The following is a 22,118-nucleotide window of genomic DNA, read 5'->3' on the forward strand; positions in this document are numbered from 1 at the left end:
CCTGAACAGTGCGGGCTTTTTTTTCGGCTAAAGATCACGAGGTAACAACCATGCGAGTGTTGAAGTTCGGCGGTACATCAGTGGCAAATGCAGAACGATTTCTGCGTGTTGCCGACATCCTGGAGAGCAATGCCAGGCAGGGGCAGGTGGCGACGGTACTCTCTGCCCCGGCTAAAATTACCAACCATCTGGTGGCAATGATTGAAAAAACCATCGGGGGGCAGGATGCACTGGTGAACATCAGCGACGCAGAGCAGATCTTCTCTAACCTGCTGCAGGGCCTGGCGGACGCCCAACCCGGCTTTCCGCATGCTCAGTTGAAGGCTTTTGTTGAGCAAGAATTTGCCCAGATTAAACACGTTTTGCATGGTATCAGTCTGTTGGGGCAGTGCCCGGACAGCATTAACGCGGCACTGATCTGCCGCGGTGAAAAACTCTCTATCGCCATTATGGCGGGTCTGCTGGAAGCTCGTGGCCATAACGTCACGGTGATCGATCCTGTCGAAAAACTGCTCGCTGTTGGTCATTACCTCGAATCCACCGTAGATATTGCCGAATCTACCCGCCGCATTGCCGCAAGCAAAATCCCTGCTGATCATATGATCCTGATGGCGGGTTTCACCGCCGGGAATGAAAAAGGGGAGCTGGTGGTGCTGGGCCGTAACGGCTCTGACTACTCTGCCGCCGTACTGGCCGCCTGTTTGCGTGCCGACTGTTGCGAGATCTGGACTGACGTGGACGGTGTGTATACCTGTGACCCGCGTCAGGTGCCGGATGCCCGCCTGCTGAAGTCGATGTCGTATCAGGAGGCGATGGAGCTTTCCTACTTCGGCGCCAAAGTGCTTCACCCGCGTACCATTGCCCCTATCGCCCAGTTCCAGATCCCATGCCTGATTAAAAACACCGGCAATCCACAGGCGCCAGGCACGCTGATTGGGGCCAGCAACGACGACGATGGCCTGCCGGTTAAAGGTATCTCTAACCTCAACAACATGGCGATGTTCAACGTCTCTGGTCCGGGGATGAAAGGCATGGTGGGCATGGCGGCACGCGTGTTCGCGGCCATGTCGCGCAACGGCATTTCCGTGGTGCTGATCACCCAGTCCTCTTCCGAATACAGCATCAGCTTCTGCGTACCGCAGGTGGACTGCCTGCGCGCCCGCCGGGCGCTGGAGGAGGAGTTCTACCTCGAGCTGAAAGAAGAGTTGCTGGAGCCGATGGCCATCCAGGAGCATCTGGCGATTATCTCTGTCGTCGGTGATGGCATGCGCACCCTGCGCGGTATCTCCGCGAAATTCTTTGCCGCGCTGGCGCGGGCAAACATCAATATTGTTGCCATTGCCCAGGGGTCTTCCGAGCGTTCCATCTCCGTGGTGGTGAATAACGACGATGCCACTACTGGCGTGCGCGTGACCCATCAGATGCTGTTCAATACCGATCAGGTGATTGAAGTGTTCCTGATTGGCGTGGGCGGTGTGGGTGGTGCATTACTGGAGCAGCTTAAGCGTCAACAGGAGTGGCTCAAGAAAAAGCATATCGATCTGCGTGTCTGCGGCATCGCAAACTCCAAAGCGCTGCTGACCAACGTCCACGGGCTGAACCTGGAGAACTGGCAGTCAGAGCTGGCAGAAGCAAAAGAGCCGTTTAATCTGGGCCGCCTGATCCGTCTGGTGAAAGAGTACCATCTGTTGAACCCGGTGATTGTTGACTGTACTTCGCACCAGGCGGTGGCCGATCAGTACGCAGACTTCCTGCGCGAAGGCTTCCACGTGGTGACGCCGAATAAAAAGGCCAACACATCGTCGATGGATTACTACCATCAGATGCGCCACGCAGCGGCGAAATCTCGCCGTAAGTTCCTCTACGACACCAACGTTGGCGCAGGGCTGCCGGTTATCGAAAACCTGCAAAACCTGCTCAATGCCGGTGATGAACTACAGCGTTTCTCCGGGATCCTGTCCGGCTCGCTCTCCTTTATCTTCGGCAAACTCGACGAAGGCATGAGCCTGTCGGAAGCGACCAAAGTGGCGCGCGAACTGGGCTACACCGAGCCAGATCCGCGTGATGACCTTTCGGGCACCGACGTAGCGCGCAAGCTGCTGATCCTTGCCCGTGAAACGGGACGTGAGCTGGAGTTGTCGGATATCGTGATCGAACCGGTTCTGCCGGAAAGTTTTGATGACTCCGGCGATGTGGCGACCTTTATGTCCAGGCTGCCGCAGCTGGACGATGCCTTCGCCGCGCGCGTTGCAAAAGCCCGTGATGAAGGGAAAGTATTGCGCTATGTTGGCAACATCGAAGAAGACGGCGTTTGCCGGGTGAAGATGGCGGCAGTAGACGGTAACGATCCGCTGTACAAAGTGAAAAATGGCGAAAACGCCCTCGCGTTTTACAGCCACTATTATCAGCCACTGCCGTTGGTCCTTCGCGGCTATGGCGCAGGAAACGATGTGACGGCGGCGGGCGTCTTTGCTGATCTGCTGCGTACCCTGTCATGGAAGTTAGGAGTTTAACATGGTCAAAGTTTATGCCCCGGCTTCCAGCGCCAATATGAGCGTCGGGTTTGATGTGCTGGGTGCGGCGGTGACGCCGGTGGATGGTTCATCGCTGGGGGATACGGTCACGGTAGAGGCCGCAGACAGTTTTAGCCTGAGCAACGTCGGGCGTTTCGCCAGCAAGCTGCCGACCGATCCGCGTGAGAATATCGTTTATCAGTGCTGGGAGCGTTTCTGTCAGGAGATCGGTAAAAACGTGCCGGTCGCAATGACCCTGGAAAAGAGTATGCCGATCGGCTCCGGGCTGGGATCGAGCGCCTGTTCGGTCGTGGCCGCGCTGGTAGCGATGAACGAACACTGCGGCAAGCCGCTGAATAATACCCGCCTGCTGGCCCTGATGGGTGAGCTGGAAGGGCGCATCTCCGGCAGTATTCATTACGATAACGTCGCCCCCTGTTTCCTGGGCGGCATGCAGCTGATGATCGAAGAGAACGGCATCATTAGCCAGCAGGTGCCAGGCTTTGACGAGTGGTTGTGGGTGCTGGCCTATCCGGGCATCAAAGTGTCCACCGCGGAAGCGCGCGCCATTCTGCCAGCGCAGTACCGTCGTCAGGACTGCATTGCACACGGTCGTCATCTGGCGGGCTTTATTCACGCCTGTTACACCCGCCAGCCAGCTCTGGCTGCAAAACTGATGAAAGATGTTATTGCCGAACCATACCGCACCAAACTGCTGCCGGGCTTCAACGAAGCGCGCAGTGCGGCGCTGGATATCGGCGCCCTGGCCTGCGGCATTTCCGGTTCGGGTCCGACGCTGTTTGCCCTGTGCGACAAGCCGGATACGGCACAGCGGGTCGCTGAGTGGCTGGGAAAAAATTACCTGCAAAATCAGGAAGGCTTTGTTCATATTTGCCGTCTGGATACGGCCGGCGCACGAGTACTGGGATAAACGATGAAACTCTACAATCTTAAAGATCATAACGAGCAGGTGAGCTTTGCACAGGCCGTCACACAGGGCCTCGGCAAAAACCAGGGGCTGTTCTTCCCGCACGACCTGCCAGAATTTGGTCTGACCGAAATCGACGAGATGCTGAAACAGGATTTCGTCACCCGTAGCACCAAAATTCTCTCTGCCTTTATCGGGGATGAGATCCCGCAGGAACTGCTGGAAGAGCGCGTCCGCGCTGCCTTTGCTTTCCCGGCACCGGTAAGCCAGGTGGAGCCTGACGTCGGTTGCCTGGAGCTATTCCATGGCCCGACGCTGGCATTTAAAGACTTCGGCGGCCGCTTTATGGCGCAGATGCTGACTCACATCAGCGGCGATAAGCCGGTCACCATTCTGACCGCGACGTCCGGCGATACCGGCGCGGCGGTTGCGCATGCCTTCTATGGCCTGAAAAACGTGCGCGTGGTGATCCTCTATCCGCAGGGCAAAATCAGCCCGCTGCAGGAAAAACTGTTCTGTACCCTCGGGGGCAACATTGAGACTGTCGCCATCGACGGCGATTTCGATGCCTGTCAGGCGCTGGTTAAGCAGGCCTTCGACGACGAAGAGCTGAAGGTCGCGCTGGGTCTGAACTCCGCGAACTCCATCAACATCAGCCGCCTGCTGGCGCAGATTTGTTACTACTTCGAAGCGGTCGCTCAGCTGCCGCAGGAAGCGCGTAACCAGCTGGTGATCTCAGTGCCGAGCGGCAACTTTGGCGACCTGACTGCGGGCCTGCTGGCGAAGTCTCTCGGCCTGCCTGTGAAACGCTTTATCGCCGCCACCAACGCCAACGACACGGTGCCGCGTTTCCTGAAAGAGGGCAAGTGGACGCCAAACACCACGCAGGCCACTCTGTCCAACGCGATGGATGTGTCCCAGCCTAACAACTGGCCGCGTGTGGAAGAGCTGTTCCGCCGTAAAATCTGGCGTCTCAATGAGCTGGGTTATGCTGCGGTGACTGACGACACCACCAAAGAGACCATGCGCGAGCTGAAGCAGGTGGGCTACACCTCCGAGCCGCACGCGGCGGTGGCGTATCGCGCCCTGCGCGATCAACTGAACCCGGGCGAGTACGGCCTGTTCCTCGGCACGGCCCATCCGGCGAAGTTTAAAGAAAGCGTGGACGCGATCCTCGGTGAGTCGCTGCCGCTGCCGAAAGAGCTGGCCGAGCGTGCCGATCTGCCGCTGCTATCGCACAACCTCCCGGCTGATTTTGCGGCGCTGCGTAAGTTGATGATGACGCGCGGGTAAGCCTGTTTGTTGCCGGGTAGCGCTGCGCATACCCGGCTAACCCAAGTACCGTGTTTGAGGCCGGGTAAGGCGAAGCCGCCACCCGGCTTTTTTTATGGAGAAATTAAGGAGAAAAATAGCAGGGAAAAAGCAGAAATTCCCAATAAATGCGGTAACTTACAGAATAGGATTGCAGAGAATAACATCCTTCCCGCCCCTCACGTAATCTCCTCACATCGGCCCATAACGGGCAAGATCAATAAGGAGTAACCTATGTCTACACTGAAACCTGTGCTTATCGCACTTTCGCTGATGCTGGTGGCTCCGATGGCGGCTCAGGCCTCTGAAATCACGCTGTTACCGGCGGTTAAACTGCACATCGGCGATCAGGACAGGCAGGGACACTACTGGGATGGCGGCCGCTGGCGCGACCATGACTGGTGGAAGTCTCATTACGAGTGGCGTGACAATCGCTGGCATCCGCATGGCGAGCATCATGATAATCGCCATCACGATCGTCATGACGATCACCGTCCGGGACCGGACTGGAAACACCATTAAACTCACCCCGCCAGCTGGCGGGGTTTTGCATTACTGCTCGTGGCGCTTAAACACCAGTTCACCTTTCCCTGACGCTTCTTCGTCAAAGAAATAGTCGTCGCTGTTGAATGCGGTCAGCTGCTCTGGCTGCGTCAGGCGGTTTTCAATGATGTAACGGCTCATCAGCCCGCGCGCTTTTTTGGCGTAGAAGCTGATGACTTTAAACTTGCCGTTCTTCTCATCGAGGAACACCGGCTTGACGATCTCCGCGTTCAGCTTTTTCGGTTTGACCGATTTGTAGTACTCGTCCGACGCCAGGTTAATCAGGATATTGTCGCCCTGCGCCTTCAGCGCATCGTTCAGGGTGTCAGTGATGGTCTCGCCCCAGAACTGATACAGATCTTTGCCTTTTGCGTTCTCCAGACGGATCCCCATCTCCAGACGGTAAGGTTGCATCAGATCCAGCGGACGCAGCACACCGTACAGACCGGAGAGCATGCGTAAATGCTGCTGGGCAAAATCAAAGTCGGCTTCGCTAAAGGTTTCTGCCTGCAGGCCGGTATAGACGTCACCTTTGAAGGCCAGAATTGCCTGGCGGGCGTTGGCCGGGGTGAAGTCCGGGTGCCAGTCGTGGAAACGAGTGGCATTAAGATCCGCCAGCTTATCGCTGATCCCCATCAGGCTGGCAATTTGCGGTGCCGAAAGTTTGCGTGCCTCGCGGATCAGCTGTTGCGAGTGATCCAGCAGTTCAGGCTGGGTATAACGCTCGGTGGCGAGGGCGCTCTGGTAGTCGAGCGTTTTAGCGGGTGAAATCAGAATCAGCATATCCAGTCCTTGCAGGAGATTTAGGGCGACTTTAACAAAAAAACCGCCTGTATTGATCGATGGCTGTTATTGACGCGGCAAATCATCCCAGGCGCCTGGCGCAAGTTGCGCTTCAATCTCGGGGTAACGCGCGACATCAAACACAGGCCGAACCCCCAGTTTTCGCTGACGCAGATAATCCCGCGCAATCAGGGTAACCACGGGGGAGAGGAGCAGGATTGCCGTCAGGTTGGTGATCGCCATCAGCGCCATAATAATATCTGCCAGTTGCCAGACCATCGGCAGGCTTAACAGGGAGCCGAGCAGCACCATCAGCACCGCGCCACCCCTTAACAGCCAGCGGGATTTGTGGGCATCAGCGTGCAAAAAGATCAGGTTGTTTTCAGCGTAGATGTAGTTCATCACGATGGAGCTAAAGGCGAACAACACGATAATAAAAGCCGCGAAATCGGCACCCCAGTCCCCGGTAAGATTGACCAGCGCCTGCTGCATCAGCTGCACGCCTGTGGTATTGGCCGGGAGGTCCACTGGGCCTGCCAGCAGCACAATCATCGCGCTGGCAGTACAGATAATAATGGTATCCACGAAGACGCCAATCATCTGCACGATCCCCTGGGAGGCCGGGTGAGGGGGCCAGGAGGCAGCAGCCGCTGCGGCATTCGGCGTTGACCCCAGGCCCGCTTCGTTGGAAAACATACCGCGCTGAAAACCGGCCGTCAGGGCCTGGCTCAGGGTATAGCCCAGCGCACCCGCGGCGGCTTCGTGCCAGCCAAAAGCACTTTTAACGATCAGCGTAAAGACGGCGGGCAGCTGGTCGGCATGCCAGACGCAGACCAGCAGACTGGCGCTCACCCACAGCAGGGCCATCACCGGTACCATCCACTGCATCAGCCGGGCAACGCCTTTTATACCGGTGATGATCACTCCCAGGGTGAACAGCGCCATCACGCTGCCGGTAACAATTTCCGGGCAGTCGAAGGCGAAACGCAGCGCGTGGGAGACTGAGTGGGCCTGAACGGTATTGAAAATCAGGCCGTAGGCGACGAGTAAAAAGAGCGAAAACAGCACACCCATCCAGCGCATGCCCAGGCCGCGGGCCATATACCAGGCCGGGCCGCCGCGAAATTGTCCCTGTTTATCCGCTTCTTTATACAACTGGGCCAGCGAGCACTCGGCAAACGAGGTCGCCATGCCGATGAGGGCGGTCATCCACATCCAGAAGATGGCCCCCGGGCCGCCCGCCGAGATCGCCAGCGCGACCCCGGCTAAGTTACCGCTGCCCACCCGGGCCGCCAGGCTGGTACAGAGCGCCTGGAACGACGTTAGGCCTCCCGGCAGAGGGCTTAGGCTATTTTTCAGATTATTGTGCAGCTGGCGAAAGGCGCGAAACTGAATAAAACCGCAGCGAAAAGTGAACCAGATACCTGCCGCAAACAGCAGGTAAATCATCACCGAACCCCACAGAATTTCATTAATAAATGACAGAAAATCAGGCATTAACGTCCCTCTTGTTGATGCCAAAGTGCATAGGTAATCGCTTCCAGTGAGTGAGCAAACAGATTATGAGCAGGGTGGAGTTTTGCCAAGTTTATCACAGTATCTTTCAGCGCATTGTCTGCGGTTGCGCTGACCTTCCGTCGTGTTATCATCAGGGCAGACCGGTTACATCCCCCTAACAAGTAAACCTGTCATTTTTCCGTTTCTGGCCTTCAGCTGGTAACGCGAATTATCCAGGGCAAGTTAAAGAGAAACACTATCATGACGGATAAATTAACCTCCCTTCGTCAGTTCACGACTGTTGTCGCTGACACCGGAGATATCGCGGCAATGAAGTTGTACCAGCCGCAGGATGCCACAACGAACCCTTCTCTGATCCTTAACGCTGCACAGATCCCTGAATACCGCAAACTGATCGACGACGCCGTTGCCTGGGCGAAAACCCAGAGCAGCTCACGCGAGCAGCAGATTGTTGATGCCTCGGATAAACTGGCTGTTAACATTGGTCTGGAAATTCTGAAGCTGGTTCCGGGCCGTATCTCGACTGAAGTCGATGCGCGTCTGTCTTACGACACCGAAGCGTCTATCGCGAAAGCCAAACGCCTGATCAAACTGTACAACGATGCTGGCATCAGCAACGACCGTATCCTGATCAAACTGGCCTCTACCTGGCAGGGCATCCGTGCTGCAGAGCAGCTGGAAAAAGAAGGCATCAACTGTAACCTGACCCTGCTGTTCTCCTTTGCCCAGGCGCGTGCTTGTGCAGAAGCGGGCGTGTTCCTGATCTCTCCGTTCGTGGGCCGTATTCTGGATTGGTACAAAGCCAATACCGACAAGAAAGAGTACGCAGCGTCTGAAGATCCGGGCGTGGTTTCCGTTACCGAAATCTACGAGTACTACAAACAGCACGGCTATGAAACCGTGGTGATGGGCGCAAGCTTCCGTAACGTTGGCGAAATCCTGGAACTGGCTGGCTGTGACCGTCTGACCATCGCACCTGCGCTGCTGAAAGAGCTGGCAGAAAGCGAAGGCGCGATCGAGCGTAAGCTGAGCTTCAGCGGCGAGGTGAAAGCCCGTCCTGAGCGTATCACTGAATCCGAATTCCTGTGGCAGCACAACCAGGATCCAATGGCCGTAGACAAACTGGCGGACGGTATCCGTAAGTTTGCTATCGACCAGGAAAAACTGGAAAAAATGATCGGCGAACTGCTGTAATCATTCCCGCGTGACCGGGCTTCCGGTCACGCGACTTCGCTTGCTCCCTGTCTGAATCCCCCGCCTGCGTGTATCATTCCCTCAATCTGTATTGTTTGAATGGAATGAATATGAATACCTTACGCATTGGCTTAGTTTCCGTCTCCGATCGCGCCTCCAGCGGTGTTTATGAAGATAAAGGCATCCCCGCACTGGAAGCCTGGCTGGCGTCTGCCCTGACCACCCCCTTTGAAGTGCTAACCCGCCTGATCCCGGATGAACAGGCCATCATCGAGCAAACCTTATGTGAACTGGTTGATGAAATGAGCTGCCACCTGGTGCTGACCACAGGCGGCACAGGGCCAGCGCGTCGCGACGTGACGCCGGATGCGACCCTCGCCATTGCCGATCGTGAAATGCCGGGCTTTGGCGAACAGATGCGCCAGATCAGCCTACACTTTGTGCCAACGGCGATCCTCTCCCGCCAGGTAGGGGTGATCCGCAAGCAGGCGCTGATCCTCAATTTACCGGGCCAACCTAAGTCGATTAAAGAGACGCTGGAAGGGGTGAAAGAGGCTGACGGTAAGGTGGTCGTGGCGGGTATCTTTGCAAGTGTACCTTATTGTGTACAGCTCCTTGAGGGGCCTTACGTTGAAACGGACCCGCAGGTGGTAGCAGCTTTTCGCCCGAAAAGCGCGAGGCGTGAAATAATCTCCTGAAATTAACAATAATGTGACATAAGCTGTAACGGCAGTGGCGTGCTAATTGATTTACGGTATAGTAATTTTTTCTTTACGATCGCTGTAAATATAACTCAACAACTTAGCCCAAAATGGTTCGCTATGTCACATTACAACCGGCCTCTCAATCGTCAGGATTATAAAACCCTCACGCTTGCCGCTCTCGGCGGCGCGCTGGAGTTTTATGACTTCATCATTTTCGTCTTTTTTGCGGCGGTCGTCGGGGCGTTGTTCTTCCCGGCTGACATCCCCGAATGGCTGCGTCAGGTTCAGACTTTTGGCATTTTTGCCGCCGGGTATCTGGCTCGTCCGCTGGGGGGCATCATCATGGCGCACTTCGGCGATCTGGTGGGACGCAAAAAGATGTTCACCCTCAGCATCCTGCTGATGGCCGTACCGACGCTGGCTATCGGCCTGCTGCCTACCTATGCCTCGATGGGGATTATCGCCCCGGTATTGCTGTTGTTGATGCGCATTTTGCAGGGCGCGGCAATCGGCGGGGAAGTGCCCGGTGCCTGGGTGTTTGTGGCGGAGCATGTTCCGGCCCGGCGGATCGGTATTGCCTGCGGGACGCTTACCGCAGGGCTGACGGTTGGTATTCTGCTCGGTTCGGTGGTGGCGACGTTGGTGAACACCAGCATGACCCAACAGGCGGTGCTCGACTGGGGCTGGCGTATTCCGTTCCTGCTGGGCGGCGCTTTCGGGCTGGTGGCGATGTATCTGCGTCGCTGGTTGCAGGAGACGCCAATCTTCCTCGAGATGCAGCAGCGCAAGGCGCTGGCGCAGGAGCTGCCGGTCAAGGCGGTGGTAGTGCGGCACAAAAAAGCGGTGGTGGTGTCGATGCTGCTCACCTGGCTGCTGTCGGCGGGCATCGTGGTGGTGATTTTGATGTCGCCGGTCTGGCTGCAAAAACAATACGGCTTTGCCCCGGCGGTAACCTTGCAGGCCAACAGTATCGCGACCATCATGCTCTGCTTTGGTTGCCTGATTGCCGGGCTGGTGGTGGATCGTATCGGTTCCAGCCTGACCTTTATCATCGGTAGCCTGCTGCTGGCCGGGGCGAGCTGGGCGTTCTATCACCTGGTGGGCAGCCACCCGGAACAGCTGTTCCTGCTGTACGGCATGGTCGGGCTGTGTGTTGGCGTAGTAGGGGCCGTGCCGTACGTCATGGTGCGCGCCTTCCCGCCGGAAGTGCGCTTCACTGGTATCTCCTTCTCGTATAACGTTTCTTACGCCATCTTTGGTGGGCTGACGCCGATTGCCGTCACCTTGCTGATGGGCGTATCGCCAATGGCTCCTGCCTGGTACGTGCTGGCGCTCTCGCTGATGGGGCTGGCATTAGGTCTCTGGCTGCGCCAGAAGCCCGTAGAAGTGCCTGTCCTGGCCGGTTAACGCTTTGGCCGGGGAGGCGAAGCCCCCCGGCCTTGTCGTTAGTGCGATGGGGTATAGCTCAGGATGATGTTGTCATCCGGGATCTGAGTAAAGTCTTTGATAATGCGATGGTAATCCGCGACCGGATCTACATCGTTAAACAGCGTCGGGTAGAAAATTTTGCTCAGTGTCTCAATGGCGACGATGTTGTACGGATTGTTATAGAAGTGGTGATAGAGCGCGCCGGTGTGGCCTTGTGCGACGGCCGGAATACTGCTGACACCCTGACGCGACAGCAGGGCGTTGAACGCGGCGGTGACATCCTCCGCCGGAACGTTGTAGCCAAACGGGATAATCGCCGTACCTTTACCTGGTCGTCTGGAGCCGGTCATCAGGTAATAATCCGGGTTCAGCGAGATAATTTTCTCTACCGCGATATTCCCGGTTGCCCCCGGCAGCAGCTGCGAGCCGATGTTGGTGCCGCCTGCCGCTTCGACCAGTCCACCCCAGCCGTTACGCGCGTGGGTAAAGCAGCAGCCATTATCCAGCCCGCCGACGCCAGCAATAGGTTCGATAAAGACCAGCGGTTTTTTACTGGTCGTTGCCAGACGCTGGTGGATCCTATCCAGCCGCTGCTGATAGAAATCAATGTAGGCCTGCGCACGCGCGGTTTGTCCCATCACCTTACCTAACAGGGCAATACTCGGCAGGGTGTTCTCCACCGGGTGCAGTTCGTAATCCACGAAGATAACCGGAATATGCAGGGCGTCGAGCTTCGCCAGTACGCCGGTCTGCACCAGGGACGGCTTAGCGCGTAGCTGGGCAATCATCAGGTCGGGCTGACGGGAGATTACCGTTTCAAGATCGACATTGCCCTGGTCGGAAAACTTCATGTCGAGGATCTTCTCCGCTTCCGGCCATTTACGCTTCAGCACGTTCCAGGTTTCGGTGTCCTGTTTTTTCGGCAGATTGTTCCACGCCACCACTTTAGCGAACGGGTTATCGCGCTCCAGCAGCGCCAGGGCGAAGATGTCGCGTCCGTCCTGCAGGATGATACGCTGCGGTTCGTGTTCAACGGTGACCGTGCGGTTATCCAGATCCTTAACCGTTACCGGCCAGCTCTGCGCCTGGGCGAGCAAAGGTGAAAGTAGCAATGCCAGGCCGCCTGCGGCGGCAATGAGTTTTTTCAGCGTCATGTTTTCCCCGTCTTTTTCTTATGGTGTTAACCCATCGACCACCACATGCGGCAGCCCACGGGAACAGTATTCAACCCGGCCATCCACGCCGTACACCGTTGCCAGGTTGGCTGGAGTAACAACCTCACCCGGCAGGCCGCTGGCAATCAGTTCTCCACCTTTCAGCATCAGTGCAAAATCCGCATGGCGCAGGGCAATGTTGATGTCGTGGATCACCACGACGGTGACGATATTGCGCAGACGCGTTTCGCGGGCAACGATATCCATCACATGGAACTGGTAGTTAAGATCGAGTGCGCTTAGGGGTTCATCCAGCAACAGCAGATCCGGTTCGCGGATAAGGGACTGGGCAAGGCCAATAAGCTGTTTTTGCCCGCCGGAGAGCTGATCGAGAAAGCTCATCGCCAGATGGGAAACACCCAGTTTGTCCAGAATGGACCAGGCTTCGTGTTCGACATCCAGACCCGAAGTGCCGCCACTCGCCCGGCGGGCGACGATAATCGATTCCAGCGTGTGCAGATGCACGCCCTGCGGCAGGGATTGCGGCAGATAAACCACTTTTTGCGCCCGCGTAGCAGAGGGAAGGGTCATCAGATCTTCGCCGTTAAGCAGCAATGCCCCTTGAGCGGGGTTCAGGTCAGCCAGAGCGCGCAGCAGGGTGGATTTGCCCGAGCCATTTGGCCCCAGCAGGGCGGTGATCTGCCCGCGAGGGAGAAGCGGGGTGTTCAGCCCACTGATAATCTTTTTCTTGCGATAGCCGGTGTGCAGATCGCAGACGCGCAGGCCTTCGGTCATACGTTCCCCCGGTTGCGAATAATGATGCTGAGGAAGAACGGCACGCCCACCAGCGAGGTGACAATGCCCACAGGAATAATGACGCCGGGAACGATGTTCTTGGAAAATACCGAGGCCAGCGACAGCACCAGCGCGCCAATCAGCATACTGCCCGGCAGATAAAACCGGTGATCTTCGCCAAACATCATGCGGGCGATATGCGGGGCCACCAGGCCGATAAAGCCAACGGGGCCGACAAAGGCGACCGTCAGGGCCGAGATAATACTGATGCGTAACAGCGTCGCCAGACGCAGCTTTTTCACGTTAATGCCAAAACTGACGGCACGATCTTCACCCAGACGCAGCGCCGTAAGCTTCCAGGCATTTTTCAACGACAGCGGCACGATAATCAGCAGCGCCACGGCCAGGATCGCCAGCTTATCCCACGAGGCTCTCGCCAGGCTGCCCATCGTCCAGAAGACCAGCCCCTGTAGCGTGTCTTCGCTGGCCACAAATTGCAGGATGGAAATCAGCGCGTTAAAGGTAAAGACCAGCGCGATACCAAACAGCACCACGCCGGAGGTGGCCACACGGGTCCAGCGGCTGATGCCATCCAGAATAAAGCAGGCCAGCAGCGCAAAAACAAAGGCGTTTGCCGGAATGAACCACTTGTCGGCAATGCCGGGAATGCCTAAACCGAGCACAATCGCCAGCGCGGCGCCGAAAGAGGCCGCAGACGACACGCCCAACGTAAACGGGCTGGCGAGCGGATTATTGAGGATGGTTTGCATCTCCGCCCCGGCCAGCCCGAGTGCCATGCCGACGGCAACGGCCATCAGCGCGAACGGTAACCGCAGTTCCCAGACGATCACCCGGGTCCCGGCGTCGGCCGCGGCGGCGTTGATTAAGGTATGCCAGAGGGTGGAAACGGAAATGCCTGACGGGCCGAGCGTGAAGTCGAGTAACAGGGAGCAAATAATAAAGAAGAATAGCGCCCCTGCCAGGGCAAAGCGCCTGACAAGAACCTTACGGTATTGTGACGCGATAATGGATTCGCCAGTGTGATCGCTGGCAGCAAGGCTGGAATTCATCAGTTAACCTTATGCAACACAACAGAATCATTTCATCCCCTTGGGTTCCATTTCGGGTGCTACCTGATATCCATTCTCCGGGATGCGCCGGGTCACACTAATCGCAATGATAATGCTTATCAATTGTATGAGGTGATTATTGCCATCCCGTTTAATCATCGTTTCTGTTGTGACTGAAAATTGAGCGGAGTGAAACAAGAGAGGGTATGCACGGAGGAGGCGATATCGTGCCCGCAGGGCGGGCACGAAGGGGGATCAGTGTTTTTCACCAATCGGCAGAACGGCGCGACCGAACTGTTCGTTCAGGACTTCACCCATTGCCAGGTAGATGGCGCTGGCGCCGCAGACCAGGCCAATCCAGCCCGCTACGTGAATAATAGATTCGCCGTTTTCCACCAGATGACCTACAGCCAGCAGTGCAAACAGTACGGTCAGGCTCAGGAACACAAACTGCAGCGCACGGTTACCTTGCAGCGTACCGAAGAACATGAACAGGGTGAAGACACCCCACAGGCCCAGATAGACGCCCAGGAATTGTGCATTCGCCGCATCGGCCAGACCCATTTTCGGCATCAGCAGAATGGCGACCAGGGTCAGCCAGAAAGAGCCGTAAGAGGTGAATGCGGTTAAACCGAAGGTATTGCCTTTCTTATATTCCAGCAGGCCCGCAAAGATCTGTGCGATACCGCCGTAAAAAATGCCCATCGCCAGGATAATGCCGTCCATCGGGAACATCCCGATATTGTGCAGGTTCAGCAGAATGGTGGTCATGCCAAAACCCATCAGGCCCAGCGGAGCCGGATTAGCCAACTTAGTGTTGCCCATAAGTCCTCAAAAAAATCATCATTAATATGGTGAAATGGTGAATCCCACGCCAATTCTCCCTGGCGGGGCGCGGCATCATAATGGGCGGCATCAGCGCCGTCTATGATCTAATCAGGGTGAAATTAAAAATTTTTTTATCCTCCCCCCTTGATGGATGCCGTTGCGACCCCATCTTGTAGTCAACCGCAGTGTGTGGACCTGAAAAAATTCAAATCTGGACAGTTGAAAAAGCACCTTCTGCCCTTATTACAGGTACACAACCACATGTTGACTGAATTTTTAGTGGAGACGTTTAGATGGGTAAAATTATTGGTATCGACCTGGGTACTACCAACTCTTGTGTAGCGATTATGGATGGCACCACTGCACGTGTGCTGGAGAACGCCGAGGGCGATCGCACCACGCCTTCTATCATTGCTTATACCCAGGATGGTGAAACTCTGGTTGGTCAGCCGGCTAAACGTCAGGCAGTGACAAACCCGCAAAATACCCTGTTTGCGATTAAACGCCTGATTGGCCGTCGCTTCCAGGACGAAGAAGTTCAGCGTGATGAAGCCATCATGCCGTACAAAATCATCGGCGCTGAGAACGGCGACGCATGGATTGACGTTAAAGGTCAGAAAATGGCACCGCCGCAGATCTCTGCTGAAGTGCTGAAGAAAATGAAGAAAACGGCTGAAGATTACCTGGGCGAAGCGGTAACTGAAGCAGTTATCACCGTACCTGCTTACTTCAACGATGCTCAGCGTCAGGCAACCAAAGACGCCGGTCGTATCGCAGGTCTGGAAGTCAAACGTATCATCAACGAACCAACCGCAGCGGCACTGGCCTACGGTCTGGATAAAGAAGTTGGCAACCGTACTATCGCGGTTTACGACCTCGGTGGTGGTACTTTCGATATCTCTATTATCGAAATCGACGAAGTTGACGGCGAAAAAACCTTTGAAGTTCTGGCAACCAACGGTGATACCCACCTGGGTGGTGAAGACTTCGACAGCCGTATGATCAACTACCTTGTTGACGAGTTTAAGAAAGACCAGGGCATTGACCTGCGTAATGACCCGCTGGCGATGCAGCGTCTGAAAGAAGCCGCAGAAAAAGCGAAGATCGAGCTTTCTTCTGCACAGCAGACCGACGTGAACCTGCCGTACATTACTGCAGACGCGACCGGTCCAAAACACATGAACATCAAAGTGACTCGCGCGAAACTGGAAAGCCTGGTTGAAGACCTGGTTAACCGTTCCATCGAGCCGCTGAAAGTTGCTCTGCAGGACGCGGGTCTGTCCGTATCCGAAATCCAGGACGTTATTCTGGTGGGTGGTCAGACACGTATGCCAATGGTTCAGAAGAAAGTGGCTGAATTCTTTGGTAAAGAGCCACGTAAAGACGTTAACCCGGATGAAGCTGTTGCCATCGGTGCAGCGGTTCAGGGCGGCGTTCTGACCGGTGAAGTTAAAGACGTACTGCTGCTGGACGTTACCCCGCTGTCTCTGGGTATCGAAACCATGGGCGGTGTGATGACGGCGCTGATTGCCAAAAACACCACCATCCCAACCAAGCACAGCCAGGTGTTCTCTACCGCTGAAGACAACCAGTCTGCGGTAACCATCCATGTGCTGCAGGGTGAGCGTAAACGCGCCGCAGATAACAAAGATCTGGGTCAGTTTAACCTCGATGGTATCAGCCCGGCACCGCGCGGTATGCCGCAGATCGAAGTGACCTTCGACATCGATGCCGACGGTATCCTGCACGTTTCCGCGAAGGACAAAAACAGCGGTAAAGAGCAGAAGATCACCATTAAGGCCTCTTCCGGTCTGAACGAAGAAGAGATCCAGAAAATGGTTCGCGAAGCGGAAGCTAACGCCGAGTCTGACCGTAAGTTCGAAGAACTGGTTCAGACCCGCAACCAGGGTGACCATCTGCTGCACAGCACCCGTAAGCAGGTTGAAGAAGCCGGCGATAAACTGCCAGCTGACGACAAAACTGCTATCGAGTCTGCACTGAGCGCGCTGGAAGCGTCCCTGAAAGGCGAAGACAAAGCTGATATCGAAGCGAAAATGCAGGCGCTGGCCCAGGCTTCTGAGAAGCTGATGGAGATCGCGCAGCAGCAACACGCACAGCAGCAGGCTGGTGCAGGTGCTGACGCTTCTGCAAACAACGCGAAAGATGACGATGTTGTCGACGCAGAGTTTGAAGAAGTGAAAGACAAAAAATAATCGCCCTTTGAACGGGTAATACACTGGCACGGGCGAAGAGGTTTCCTCTCCGCCCGTGCACGCATGTTAGGGGCAGATAAAACAAGATGGCTAAGCAAGACTATTACGAGATTTTAGGCGTTTCCAAAACAGCGGAAGAGCGTGAAATCAAAAAGGCGTATAAGCGCCTGGCCATGAAATTTCACCCGGACCGCAACCAGGGTGACAAAGAGGCCGAAGCCAAGTTTAAAGAGATCAAAGAAGCCTACGAAGTCCTGACCGATGCCCAGAAACGTGCGGCATACGATCAGTACGGTCATGCTGCGTTTGAACAGGGCGGCATGGGCGGCGGCGGCGGATTTGGTGGCGGCGGCGCAGATTTCAGCGATATTTTTGGTGACGTCTTTGGTGACATCTTCGGCGGCGGTCGCGGTCGTCAGCGTGCGGCCCGTGGCGCAGACCTGCGCTACAACATGGAACTGTCGCTGGAAGAAGCGGTACGCGGCGTAACGAAAGAGATCCGCATTCCGACCCTGGAAGAGTGTGACATCTGCCACGGCAGCGGCGCGAAAGTGGGTACCAAGCCGCAGACCTGTCCAACCTGTCACGGTTCCGGCCAGGTACAGATGCGCCAGGGCTTCTTTGCCGTTCAGCAGAGCTGTCCACACTGTCAGGGGCGCGGTACGCTGATCAAGGATCCGTGCAACAAGTGTCACGGTCATGGTCGCGTTGAGAAGACCAAAACCCTGTCCGTTAAAATCCCGGCAGGCGTGGATACCGGCGATCGTATTCGTCTGTCTGGCGAAGGCGAAGCGGGTGAACATGGTGCACCAGCGGGCGATCTGTACGTTCAGGTGCAGGTGAAGCAGCACGCGATTTTCGAACGTGAAGGCAACAACCTCTACTGCGAAGTGCCGATCAACTTTGCGATGGCGGCGATGGGCGGCGAAATTGAAGTGCCAACCCTCGACGGTCGCGTAAACCTGAAAGTGCCTGGCGAAACGCAGACCGGCAAGCTGTTCCGCATGCGCGGGAAAGGCGTGAAATCGGTGCGTGGCGGCGCACAGGGCGACCTGCTGTGTCGTGTGGTGGTTGAGACACCGGTTGGCCTGAACGAGAAACAGAAGCAGCTGCTGAGAGAGTTGCAGGAGAGCTTTGGCGGCCCGACGGGTGAGAATAACAGCCCGCGCTCCAAAAGCTTCTTTGATGGCGTGAAAAAATTCTTTGACGATTTGACTCGCTAATCGGTGAGCTGACGTTTTTCTCAAAGCCCGGAAGCGATTCCGGGCTTTTTTTATGGCTGAAAAACATAGCTCGGAAAAACTGAGTGCATACTCAATATTAACCTGCTTTTACCGATGAATATCCACGAGTATGATGGTTTTAACGAAGAATTTCCGTAAAAAGAGAGAGTAAAAGTGAAACTTCTGCACCGTTTTTTCAGTAATGAGGCCGCCGGCGGCATCATACTTATTCTGGCGGCCGCGCTGGCAATGCTGCTGGCTAATATGGGCGGTACCCGCGACCTCTATCATTCTTTTCTGGAAACGCCTGTCGAACTACGGGTCGGCGTGCTCGAAATCAATAAGAACATGCTGCTGTGGATCAACGATGCACTGATGGCGGTCTTTTTCCTGCTGGTAGGCCTTGAGGTGAAGCGTGAGCTGGTACAAGGCTCACTCGCCAGTCGCCAGCGCGCTGCGTTCCCGGTGATTGCCGCTATCGGCGGGATGGTGGTACCCGCGCTGATCTACCTGGCGTTTAACTACCAGGACCCTCTTGCCCGCCAGGGCTGGGCAATCCCCGCAGCAACGGACATCGCCTTTGCGCTGGGCGTTCTGGCTCTGCTGGGCAACCGCGTGCCAATGGCGCTAAAAATCTTTCTGATGGCGCTGGCTATCATTGACGATTTGGGCGCAATTATCATCATTGCCCTGTTCTATACCAGCGAACTGTCGATGTTGTCGCTGGGTGTCGCAGCGGCGGCCATTGCGGCACTGGCGCTGCTGAATATCTTCAACGTTCGTCGGATTGGCATCTATGTGCTGGTGGGGATGGTTCTGTGGACGGCGGTACTGAAATCGGGCGTGCATGCCACCCTGGCCGGGGTGATTATCGGCTTCTTCGTCCCGCTGAAGTCGCAGGAGGGCAAATCGCCGGCGAAACAGCTGGAGCATGTACTGCATCCATGGGTCGCTTTTCTGATCCTGCCGCTGTTTGCCTTTGCGAATGCGGGAGTCTCCCTTCAAGGGGTGACCTTCGCTGGACTGACATCAATGTTGCCGCTGGGGATCATTGCCGGACTGTTTATCGGCAAGCCGCTGGGGATTAGCCTCTTCTGCTGGCTGGCGCTGAAACTGAAACTGGCCTCGTTGCCACACGGCACCACCTGTCGGCAGATCATGGCCGTTGGCGTGCTGTGCGGGATTGGCTTTACGATGTCGATCTTTATCTCGACGCTGGCATTTGGCGCACATGCCCCGGAGCTTATCGTCTGGGCTAAACTGGGTATTCTGACCGGGTCACTGCTGGCGGCGTTTGTTGGTTATGCCTTACTGAAAATGAAATTGTCGGGGCAGGTGCATCCGGCATAACGGGACATCGGGAGGGCAGGCCGCCCTCCCGTAAACACTATCAGGGAGCGAGGAACGTATGTCTCATCTTAATTACAACCACCTGTACTACTTCTGGCATGTCTATAAAGAAGGGTCGGTTGTCGGCGCTGCAGAAGCGCTCTACCTGACGCCACAGACCATTACCGGGCAGATCAAAGCCCTGGAAGAGCGCCTGCAGGGGAAGCTCTTCAAGCGCAAGGGACGTGGCATCGAACCCAGCGAGCTTGGTGAGCTGGTGTTTCGCTACGCCGACAAAATGTTCACCCTGAGCCAGGAGATGCTCGATATCGTCAATTATCGCAAGGAGTCGAACCTGCTCTTTGACGTGGGCGTGGCGGATGCGCTGTCAAAAAGGCTGGTCAGCGGCGTGCTGGATGCGGCGGTGGTTGAAGATGAACAAATCCACCTGCGCTGTTTTGAATCCACCCACGAGATGCTCCTTGAGCAGCTAAGCCAGCATAAGCTAGATATGATTATCTCGGATTGCCCGATCGATTCTACCCAGCAGGAAGGGCTGTTTTCGGTGAAAATTGGCGAATGTGGCGTGAGCTTCTGGTGTATCAATCCCCCGCCGAAAAAAACCTTCCCTGCCTGTCTGGAAGAGCGACGTTTACTGGTGCCAGGGCGGCGTTCAATGCTCGGCCGCAAGCTGCTGAACTGGTTTAACTCGCAGGGGCTGAACGTGGAGATTCTGGGTGAGTTTGATGATGCGGCGCTAATGAAAGCCTTTGGCGAAGCGCACAACGCGATCTTCGTTGCCCCGACGCTTTACGCGCAGGACCTCTATACGGACATCAGGATTACGGAGATTGGCAGGGTGGATAACGTGATGGAGGAGTATCACGCGATATTCGCCGAAAGAATGATTCAGCATCCGGCGGTGCAGCGTATTTGTAACCGTGACTACTCGGCGCTGTTTACGCCACCGGCAATCTGAAGGCATAAAAAAACCCGCGTTAAGCGGGTTCTTTAAACAAGCAACAACAAGTGACGATTAAGCCAGTTTGTTGATCTGCGCGATCAGGTTTGCTTTATGACGCGCTGCTTTGTTTTTGTGGATCAGACCTTTAGCAGCCTGACGATCCACGATTGGTTGCATTTCGTTAAATGCGTTCTGCGCTGCAGCTTTGTCGCCAGCTTCGATTGCTGCGTATACTTTCTTGATGAAAGTACGCATCATAGAGCGACGGCTTGCGTTGTGCTTACGAGCCTTTTCAGACTGAACGGCACGTTTCTTAGCTGATTTGATATTAGCCAAGTCCAACTCCCAAATATGATCTATGTGGACAATTCAAAGGCCGAGGAATATGCCCTCTCTGCCTTCTTTTGTCAATGGATTTGTGCAAATAAGCGCCGTTAATTAGCGACGCTACGTTACGTAGTGATGGCGCAGGATTCTACCAGCTTGTCGCTCCTGAATACAGCTTTTCGACATAAAAATCCTCATCCGCAGACAGATTTTTTCGCTGTGAAAGGCAACCCTGATGAAATCATTACGGCTTTCTGTTTTGCGTGAACAATCGCCGGTTAACCTTAACCGCTGTACAAGGTATACTTTGGCGATTTTCACTGTTTTGAGCCAGTCATGAAGCTGATACGCGGCATACATAATCTCAGTCAGGCCCCGCACGGGTGTGTGCTGACTATTGGTAATTTCGACGGCGTGCATCGTGGACATCAGGTGCTGTTGCAGGGGTTACGTGAAGAGGGGCGGGCACGAGGTCTGCCGGTAGTAGTCATGATTTTTGAGCCGCAGCCGCTGGAGCTTTTTGCCAGCGAGAAGGCGCCTGCGCGCCTGACCCGCCTGCGTGAAAAATTACGTTACCTGGCCCAGTGCGGCGTGGACTACGTCCTGTGCGTCCGTTTTGATCGGCGCTTCGCCGCGCTGACGGCACAAAATTTTGTCAGCGACCTGTTGGTTGATCGCCTCGGGGTGCGCTTTCTGGCCGTGGGTGATGATTTCCGCTTTGGCGCTGGTCGTCAGGGGGATTTCTTGCTATTACAGAAGGCTGGCCTGGAGTATGGCTTTGACGTCACCAGCACCCAGACCTTTTGCGAAGGCGGCGTTCGCATCAGCAGCACGGCAGTACGCCAGGCGCTGGCTGATGACGACCTGGATGCCGCCGCAACGCTGCTCGGCCGCCCGTTCTCCATCTCCGGGCGCGTGGTGCATGGCGATGAACTGGGTCGCACCATTGGTTTCCCTACGGCGAACTTACCGCTGCGCCGTCAGGTTTCCCCGGTAAAAGGGGTCTTTGCGGTAGAGGTAACGGGGCTGGGCGATAAGCCTCTGCCCGGCGTTGCCAATATTGGTACCCGTCCGACAGTGGCTGGTGTACGTCAGCAACTCGAAGTGCATTTGCTGGACGTTGTAATGGACCTTTATGGTCGCCATATAGATGTAATCCTGCGTAAAAAAATACGCAATGAGCAGCGATTCGCCTCGCTCGATGAGCTGAAAGCGCAAATAGCGAGAGATGAATTAACAGCCCGCGAAATTTTTGGGCTTTCAAACCCGGCTTAATGCCTGAGATATAAATAC

General features: G+C 55.7%; 19 protein-coding genes, 1 pseudogene and 1 other annotated feature (1 of these 21 running past the window's edge). Of the genes and pseudogenes, 13 read left to right on the forward strand and 7 right to left on the reverse strand.

Annotated elements, in window-relative coordinates; genetic code table 11:
* Window positions 1-25 (forward strand) — a sequence feature (Thr leader region); it begins 93 nt to the left of the window's first position.
* 25 nt (window positions 26-50) lie between these two features.
* From thrA to ACF8PE_RS17660, 4 genes are all read left to right on the forward strand, one after another.
* The gene (gene thrA / locus ACF8PE_RS17645; RefSeq protein WP_392495134.1) at window positions 51-2,513 is read left to right on the forward strand and encodes a bifunctional aspartate kinase/homoserine dehydrogenase I; all 2,463 of its coding nucleotides are present in this window, start codon (window positions 51-53) and stop codon (window positions 2,511-2,513) included.
* 1 nt (window position 2,514) lies between these two features.
* Complete coding sequence (gene thrB / locus ACF8PE_RS17650) at window positions 2,515-3,444, forward strand: homoserine kinase (RefSeq protein ID WP_077227122.1); 930 nt, start codon at window positions 2,515-2,517, stop codon at window positions 3,442-3,444.
* 3 nt (window positions 3,445-3,447) lie between these two features.
* Window positions 3,448-4,734, forward strand: a complete 1,287-nt coding sequence (gene thrC / locus ACF8PE_RS17655; RefSeq protein ID WP_032616431.1) for a threonine synthase — start codon at window positions 3,448-3,450, stop codon at window positions 4,732-4,734.
* Window positions 4,735-4,986: 252 nt separating this feature from the next.
* Window positions 4,987-5,274: a DUF2502 domain-containing protein gene (locus ACF8PE_RS17660; protein WP_032616432.1), complete on the forward strand. Its 288-nt coding sequence runs from the start codon at window positions 4,987-4,989 to the stop codon at window positions 5,272-5,274.
* 30 nt (window positions 5,275-5,304) lie between these two features.
* Here the strand turns inward: ACF8PE_RS17660 and yaaA are convergent, their stop codons facing one another.
* The gene (gene yaaA / locus ACF8PE_RS17665) at window positions 5,305-6,078 is read right to left on the reverse strand and encodes a peroxide stress protein YaaA (RefSeq protein WP_032616433.1); all 774 of its coding nucleotides are present in this window, start codon (window positions 6,076-6,078) and stop codon (window positions 5,305-5,307) included.
* Between the two features lie 66 nt (window positions 6,079-6,144).
* Entirely contained in the window at window positions 6,145-7,575 is a 1,431-nt protein-coding gene (locus tag ACF8PE_RS17670) for a sodium:alanine symporter family protein (protein ID WP_234548968.1), read from the reverse strand.
* Between the two features lie 261 nt (window positions 7,576-7,836).
* Between ACF8PE_RS17670 and tal the strand changes: the two genes are divergently transcribed.
* The 3 genes from tal (at window position 7,837) to ACF8PE_RS17685 (ending at window position 10,901) form a co-directional block, all read left to right on the forward strand.
* The gene (tal, locus tag ACF8PE_RS17675) at window positions 7,837-8,790 is read left to right on the forward strand and encodes a transaldolase (protein ID WP_032616436.1); all 954 of its coding nucleotides are present in this window, start codon (window positions 7,837-7,839) and stop codon (window positions 8,788-8,790) included.
* A gap of 110 nt (window positions 8,791-8,900) precedes the next feature.
* A complete protein-coding gene (gene mog, locus ACF8PE_RS17680; RefSeq protein WP_032616437.1) occupies window positions 8,901-9,488 on the forward strand; it encodes a molybdopterin adenylyltransferase in 588 nt (195 codons plus the stop codon).
* 123 nt (window positions 9,489-9,611) lie between these two features.
* Complete coding sequence (locus tag ACF8PE_RS17685; protein ID WP_032616439.1) at window positions 9,612-10,901, forward strand: MFS transporter; 1,290 nt, start codon at window positions 9,612-9,614, stop codon at window positions 10,899-10,901.
* Window positions 10,902-10,939: 38 nt separating this feature from the next.
* Here ACF8PE_RS17685 and ACF8PE_RS17690 read toward each other — a convergent pair whose 3' ends face one another.
* From ACF8PE_RS17690 to satP, 4 genes are all read right to left on the reverse strand, one after another.
* The gene (locus tag ACF8PE_RS17690; RefSeq protein WP_200142201.1) at window positions 10,940-12,076 is read right to left on the reverse strand and encodes an ABC transporter substrate-binding protein; all 1,137 of its coding nucleotides are present in this window, start codon (window positions 12,074-12,076) and stop codon (window positions 10,940-10,942) included.
* A gap of 18 nt (window positions 12,077-12,094) precedes the next feature.
* Complete coding sequence (locus ACF8PE_RS17695; RefSeq protein ID WP_032616441.1) at window positions 12,095-12,871, reverse strand: ABC transporter ATP-binding protein; 777 nt, start codon at window positions 12,869-12,871, stop codon at window positions 12,095-12,097.
* Window positions 12,868-13,941, reverse strand: coding sequence for an iron ABC transporter permease (locus ACF8PE_RS17700; protein ID WP_032616443.1), 1,074 nt, complete (start codon window positions 13,939-13,941; stop codon window positions 12,868-12,870). The genes ACF8PE_RS17695 and ACF8PE_RS17700 overlap by 4 nt, the downstream gene beginning before the upstream one ends.
* A 255-nt stretch (window positions 13,942-14,196) precedes the next feature.
* Window positions 14,197-14,766 (reverse strand): acetate uptake transporter, encoded by a 570-nt coding sequence (satP, locus tag ACF8PE_RS17705; RefSeq protein WP_234548969.1) that lies wholly within the window; start codon window positions 14,764-14,766, stop codon window positions 14,197-14,199.
* A 296-nt stretch (window positions 14,767-15,062) separates the two neighbouring features.
* On the opposite strand from satP, the gene dnaK reads away from it, so the two are divergent.
* The 4 genes from dnaK to nhaR all read left to right on the forward strand — a co-directional run bounded on the left by dnaK (window position 15,063) and on the right by nhaR (window position 20,513).
* Complete coding sequence (gene dnaK / locus ACF8PE_RS17710) at window positions 15,063-16,982, forward strand: molecular chaperone DnaK (protein ID WP_032616446.1); 1,920 nt, start codon at window positions 15,063-15,065, stop codon at window positions 16,980-16,982.
* Window positions 16,983-17,068: 86 nt separating this feature from the next.
* Entirely contained in the window at window positions 17,069-18,205 is a 1,137-nt protein-coding gene (gene dnaJ / locus ACF8PE_RS17715; RefSeq protein ID WP_032616447.1) for a molecular chaperone DnaJ, read from the forward strand.
* A gap of 174 nt (window positions 18,206-18,379) precedes the next feature.
* The gene (nhaA, locus tag ACF8PE_RS17720; protein ID WP_032616448.1) at window positions 18,380-19,555 is read left to right on the forward strand and encodes a Na+/H+ antiporter NhaA; all 1,176 of its coding nucleotides are present in this window, start codon (window positions 18,380-18,382) and stop codon (window positions 19,553-19,555) included.
* Between the two features lie 58 nt (window positions 19,556-19,613).
* Window positions 19,614-20,513 (forward strand): transcriptional activator NhaR, encoded by a 900-nt coding sequence (gene nhaR / locus ACF8PE_RS17725; protein WP_059308757.1) that lies wholly within the window; start codon window positions 19,614-19,616, stop codon window positions 20,511-20,513.
* Window positions 20,514-20,570: 57 nt separating this feature from the next.
* Here nhaR and rpsT read toward each other — a convergent pair whose 3' ends face one another.
* Window positions 20,571-20,834 (reverse strand): 30S ribosomal protein S20, encoded by a 264-nt coding sequence (gene rpsT / locus ACF8PE_RS17730; protein WP_032616451.1) that lies wholly within the window; start codon window positions 20,832-20,834, stop codon window positions 20,571-20,573.
* A 101-nt stretch (window positions 20,835-20,935) separates the two neighbouring features.
* Between rpsT and ACF8PE_RS17735 the strand changes: the two are divergent.
* Both ACF8PE_RS17735 and ribF read left to right on the forward strand, forming a co-directional pair.
* A pseudogene (locus tag ACF8PE_RS17735) lies at window positions 20,936-21,154 on the forward strand (DUF2575 domain-containing protein).
* Between the two features lie 7 nt (window positions 21,155-21,161).
* Window positions 21,162-22,100, forward strand: a complete 939-nt coding sequence (gene ribF, locus ACF8PE_RS17740; protein ID WP_032616452.1) for a bifunctional riboflavin kinase/FAD synthetase — start codon at window positions 21,162-21,164, stop codon at window positions 22,098-22,100.
* The last annotated feature ends 18 nt before the right edge of the window (window positions 22,101-22,118 follow it).

Origin of the sequence: Leclercia sp. GLN_9, assembly GCF_043105735.1 — a bacterium.
GTDB lineage: Bacteria > Pseudomonadota > Gammaproteobacteria > Enterobacterales > Enterobacteriaceae > Enterobacter > Enterobacter adecarboxylatus.

Coding starts and splice junctions, on each gene's coding strand:
- thrA (WP_392495134.1), top strand. CDS start 51: ATGCGAGTGTTGAAGTTCGGCGGTACATCAGTGGCAAATGCAGAACGA.
- thrB (WP_077227122.1), top strand. CDS start 2,515: ATGGTCAAAGTTTATGCCCCGGCTTCCAGCGCCAATATGAGCGTCGGG.
- thrC (WP_032616431.1), top strand. CDS start 3,448: ATGAAACTCTACAATCTTAAAGATCATAACGAGCAGGTGAGCTTTGCA.
- ACF8PE_RS17660 (WP_032616432.1), top strand. CDS start 4,987: ATGTCTACACTGAAACCTGTGCTTATCGCACTTTCGCTGATGCTGGTG.
- yaaA (WP_032616433.1), bottom strand. CDS start 6,078: ATGCTGATTCTGATTTCACCCGCTAAAACGCTCGACTACCAGAGCGCC.
- ACF8PE_RS17670 (WP_234548968.1), bottom strand. CDS start 7,575: ATGCCTGATTTTCTGTCATTTATTAATGAAATTCTGTGGGGTTCGGTG.
- tal (WP_032616436.1), top strand. CDS start 7,837: ATGACGGATAAATTAACCTCCCTTCGTCAGTTCACGACTGTTGTCGCT.
- mog (WP_032616437.1), top strand. CDS start 8,901: ATGAATACCTTACGCATTGGCTTAGTTTCCGTCTCCGATCGCGCCTCC.
- ACF8PE_RS17685 (WP_032616439.1), top strand. CDS start 9,612: ATGTCACATTACAACCGGCCTCTCAATCGTCAGGATTATAAAACCCTC.
- ACF8PE_RS17690 (WP_200142201.1), bottom strand. CDS start 12,076: ATGACGCTGAAAAAACTCATTGCCGCCGCAGGCGGCCTGGCATTGCTA.
- ACF8PE_RS17695 (WP_032616441.1), bottom strand. CDS start 12,871: ATGACCGAAGGCCTGCGCGTCTGCGATCTGCACACCGGCTATCGCAAG.
- ACF8PE_RS17700 (WP_032616443.1), bottom strand. CDS start 13,941: ATGAATTCCAGCCTTGCTGCCAGCGATCACACTGGCGAATCCATTATC.
- satP (WP_234548969.1), bottom strand. CDS start 14,766: ATGGGCAACACTAAGTTGGCTAATCCGGCTCCGCTGGGCCTGATGGGT.
- dnaK (WP_032616446.1), top strand. CDS start 15,063: ATGGGTAAAATTATTGGTATCGACCTGGGTACTACCAACTCTTGTGTA.
- dnaJ (WP_032616447.1), top strand. CDS start 17,069: ATGGCTAAGCAAGACTATTACGAGATTTTAGGCGTTTCCAAAACAGCG.
- nhaR (WP_059308757.1), top strand. CDS start 19,614: ATGTCTCATCTTAATTACAACCACCTGTACTACTTCTGGCATGTCTAT.
- ribF (WP_032616452.1), top strand. CDS start 21,162: ATGAAGCTGATACGCGGCATACATAATCTCAGTCAGGCCCCGCACGGG.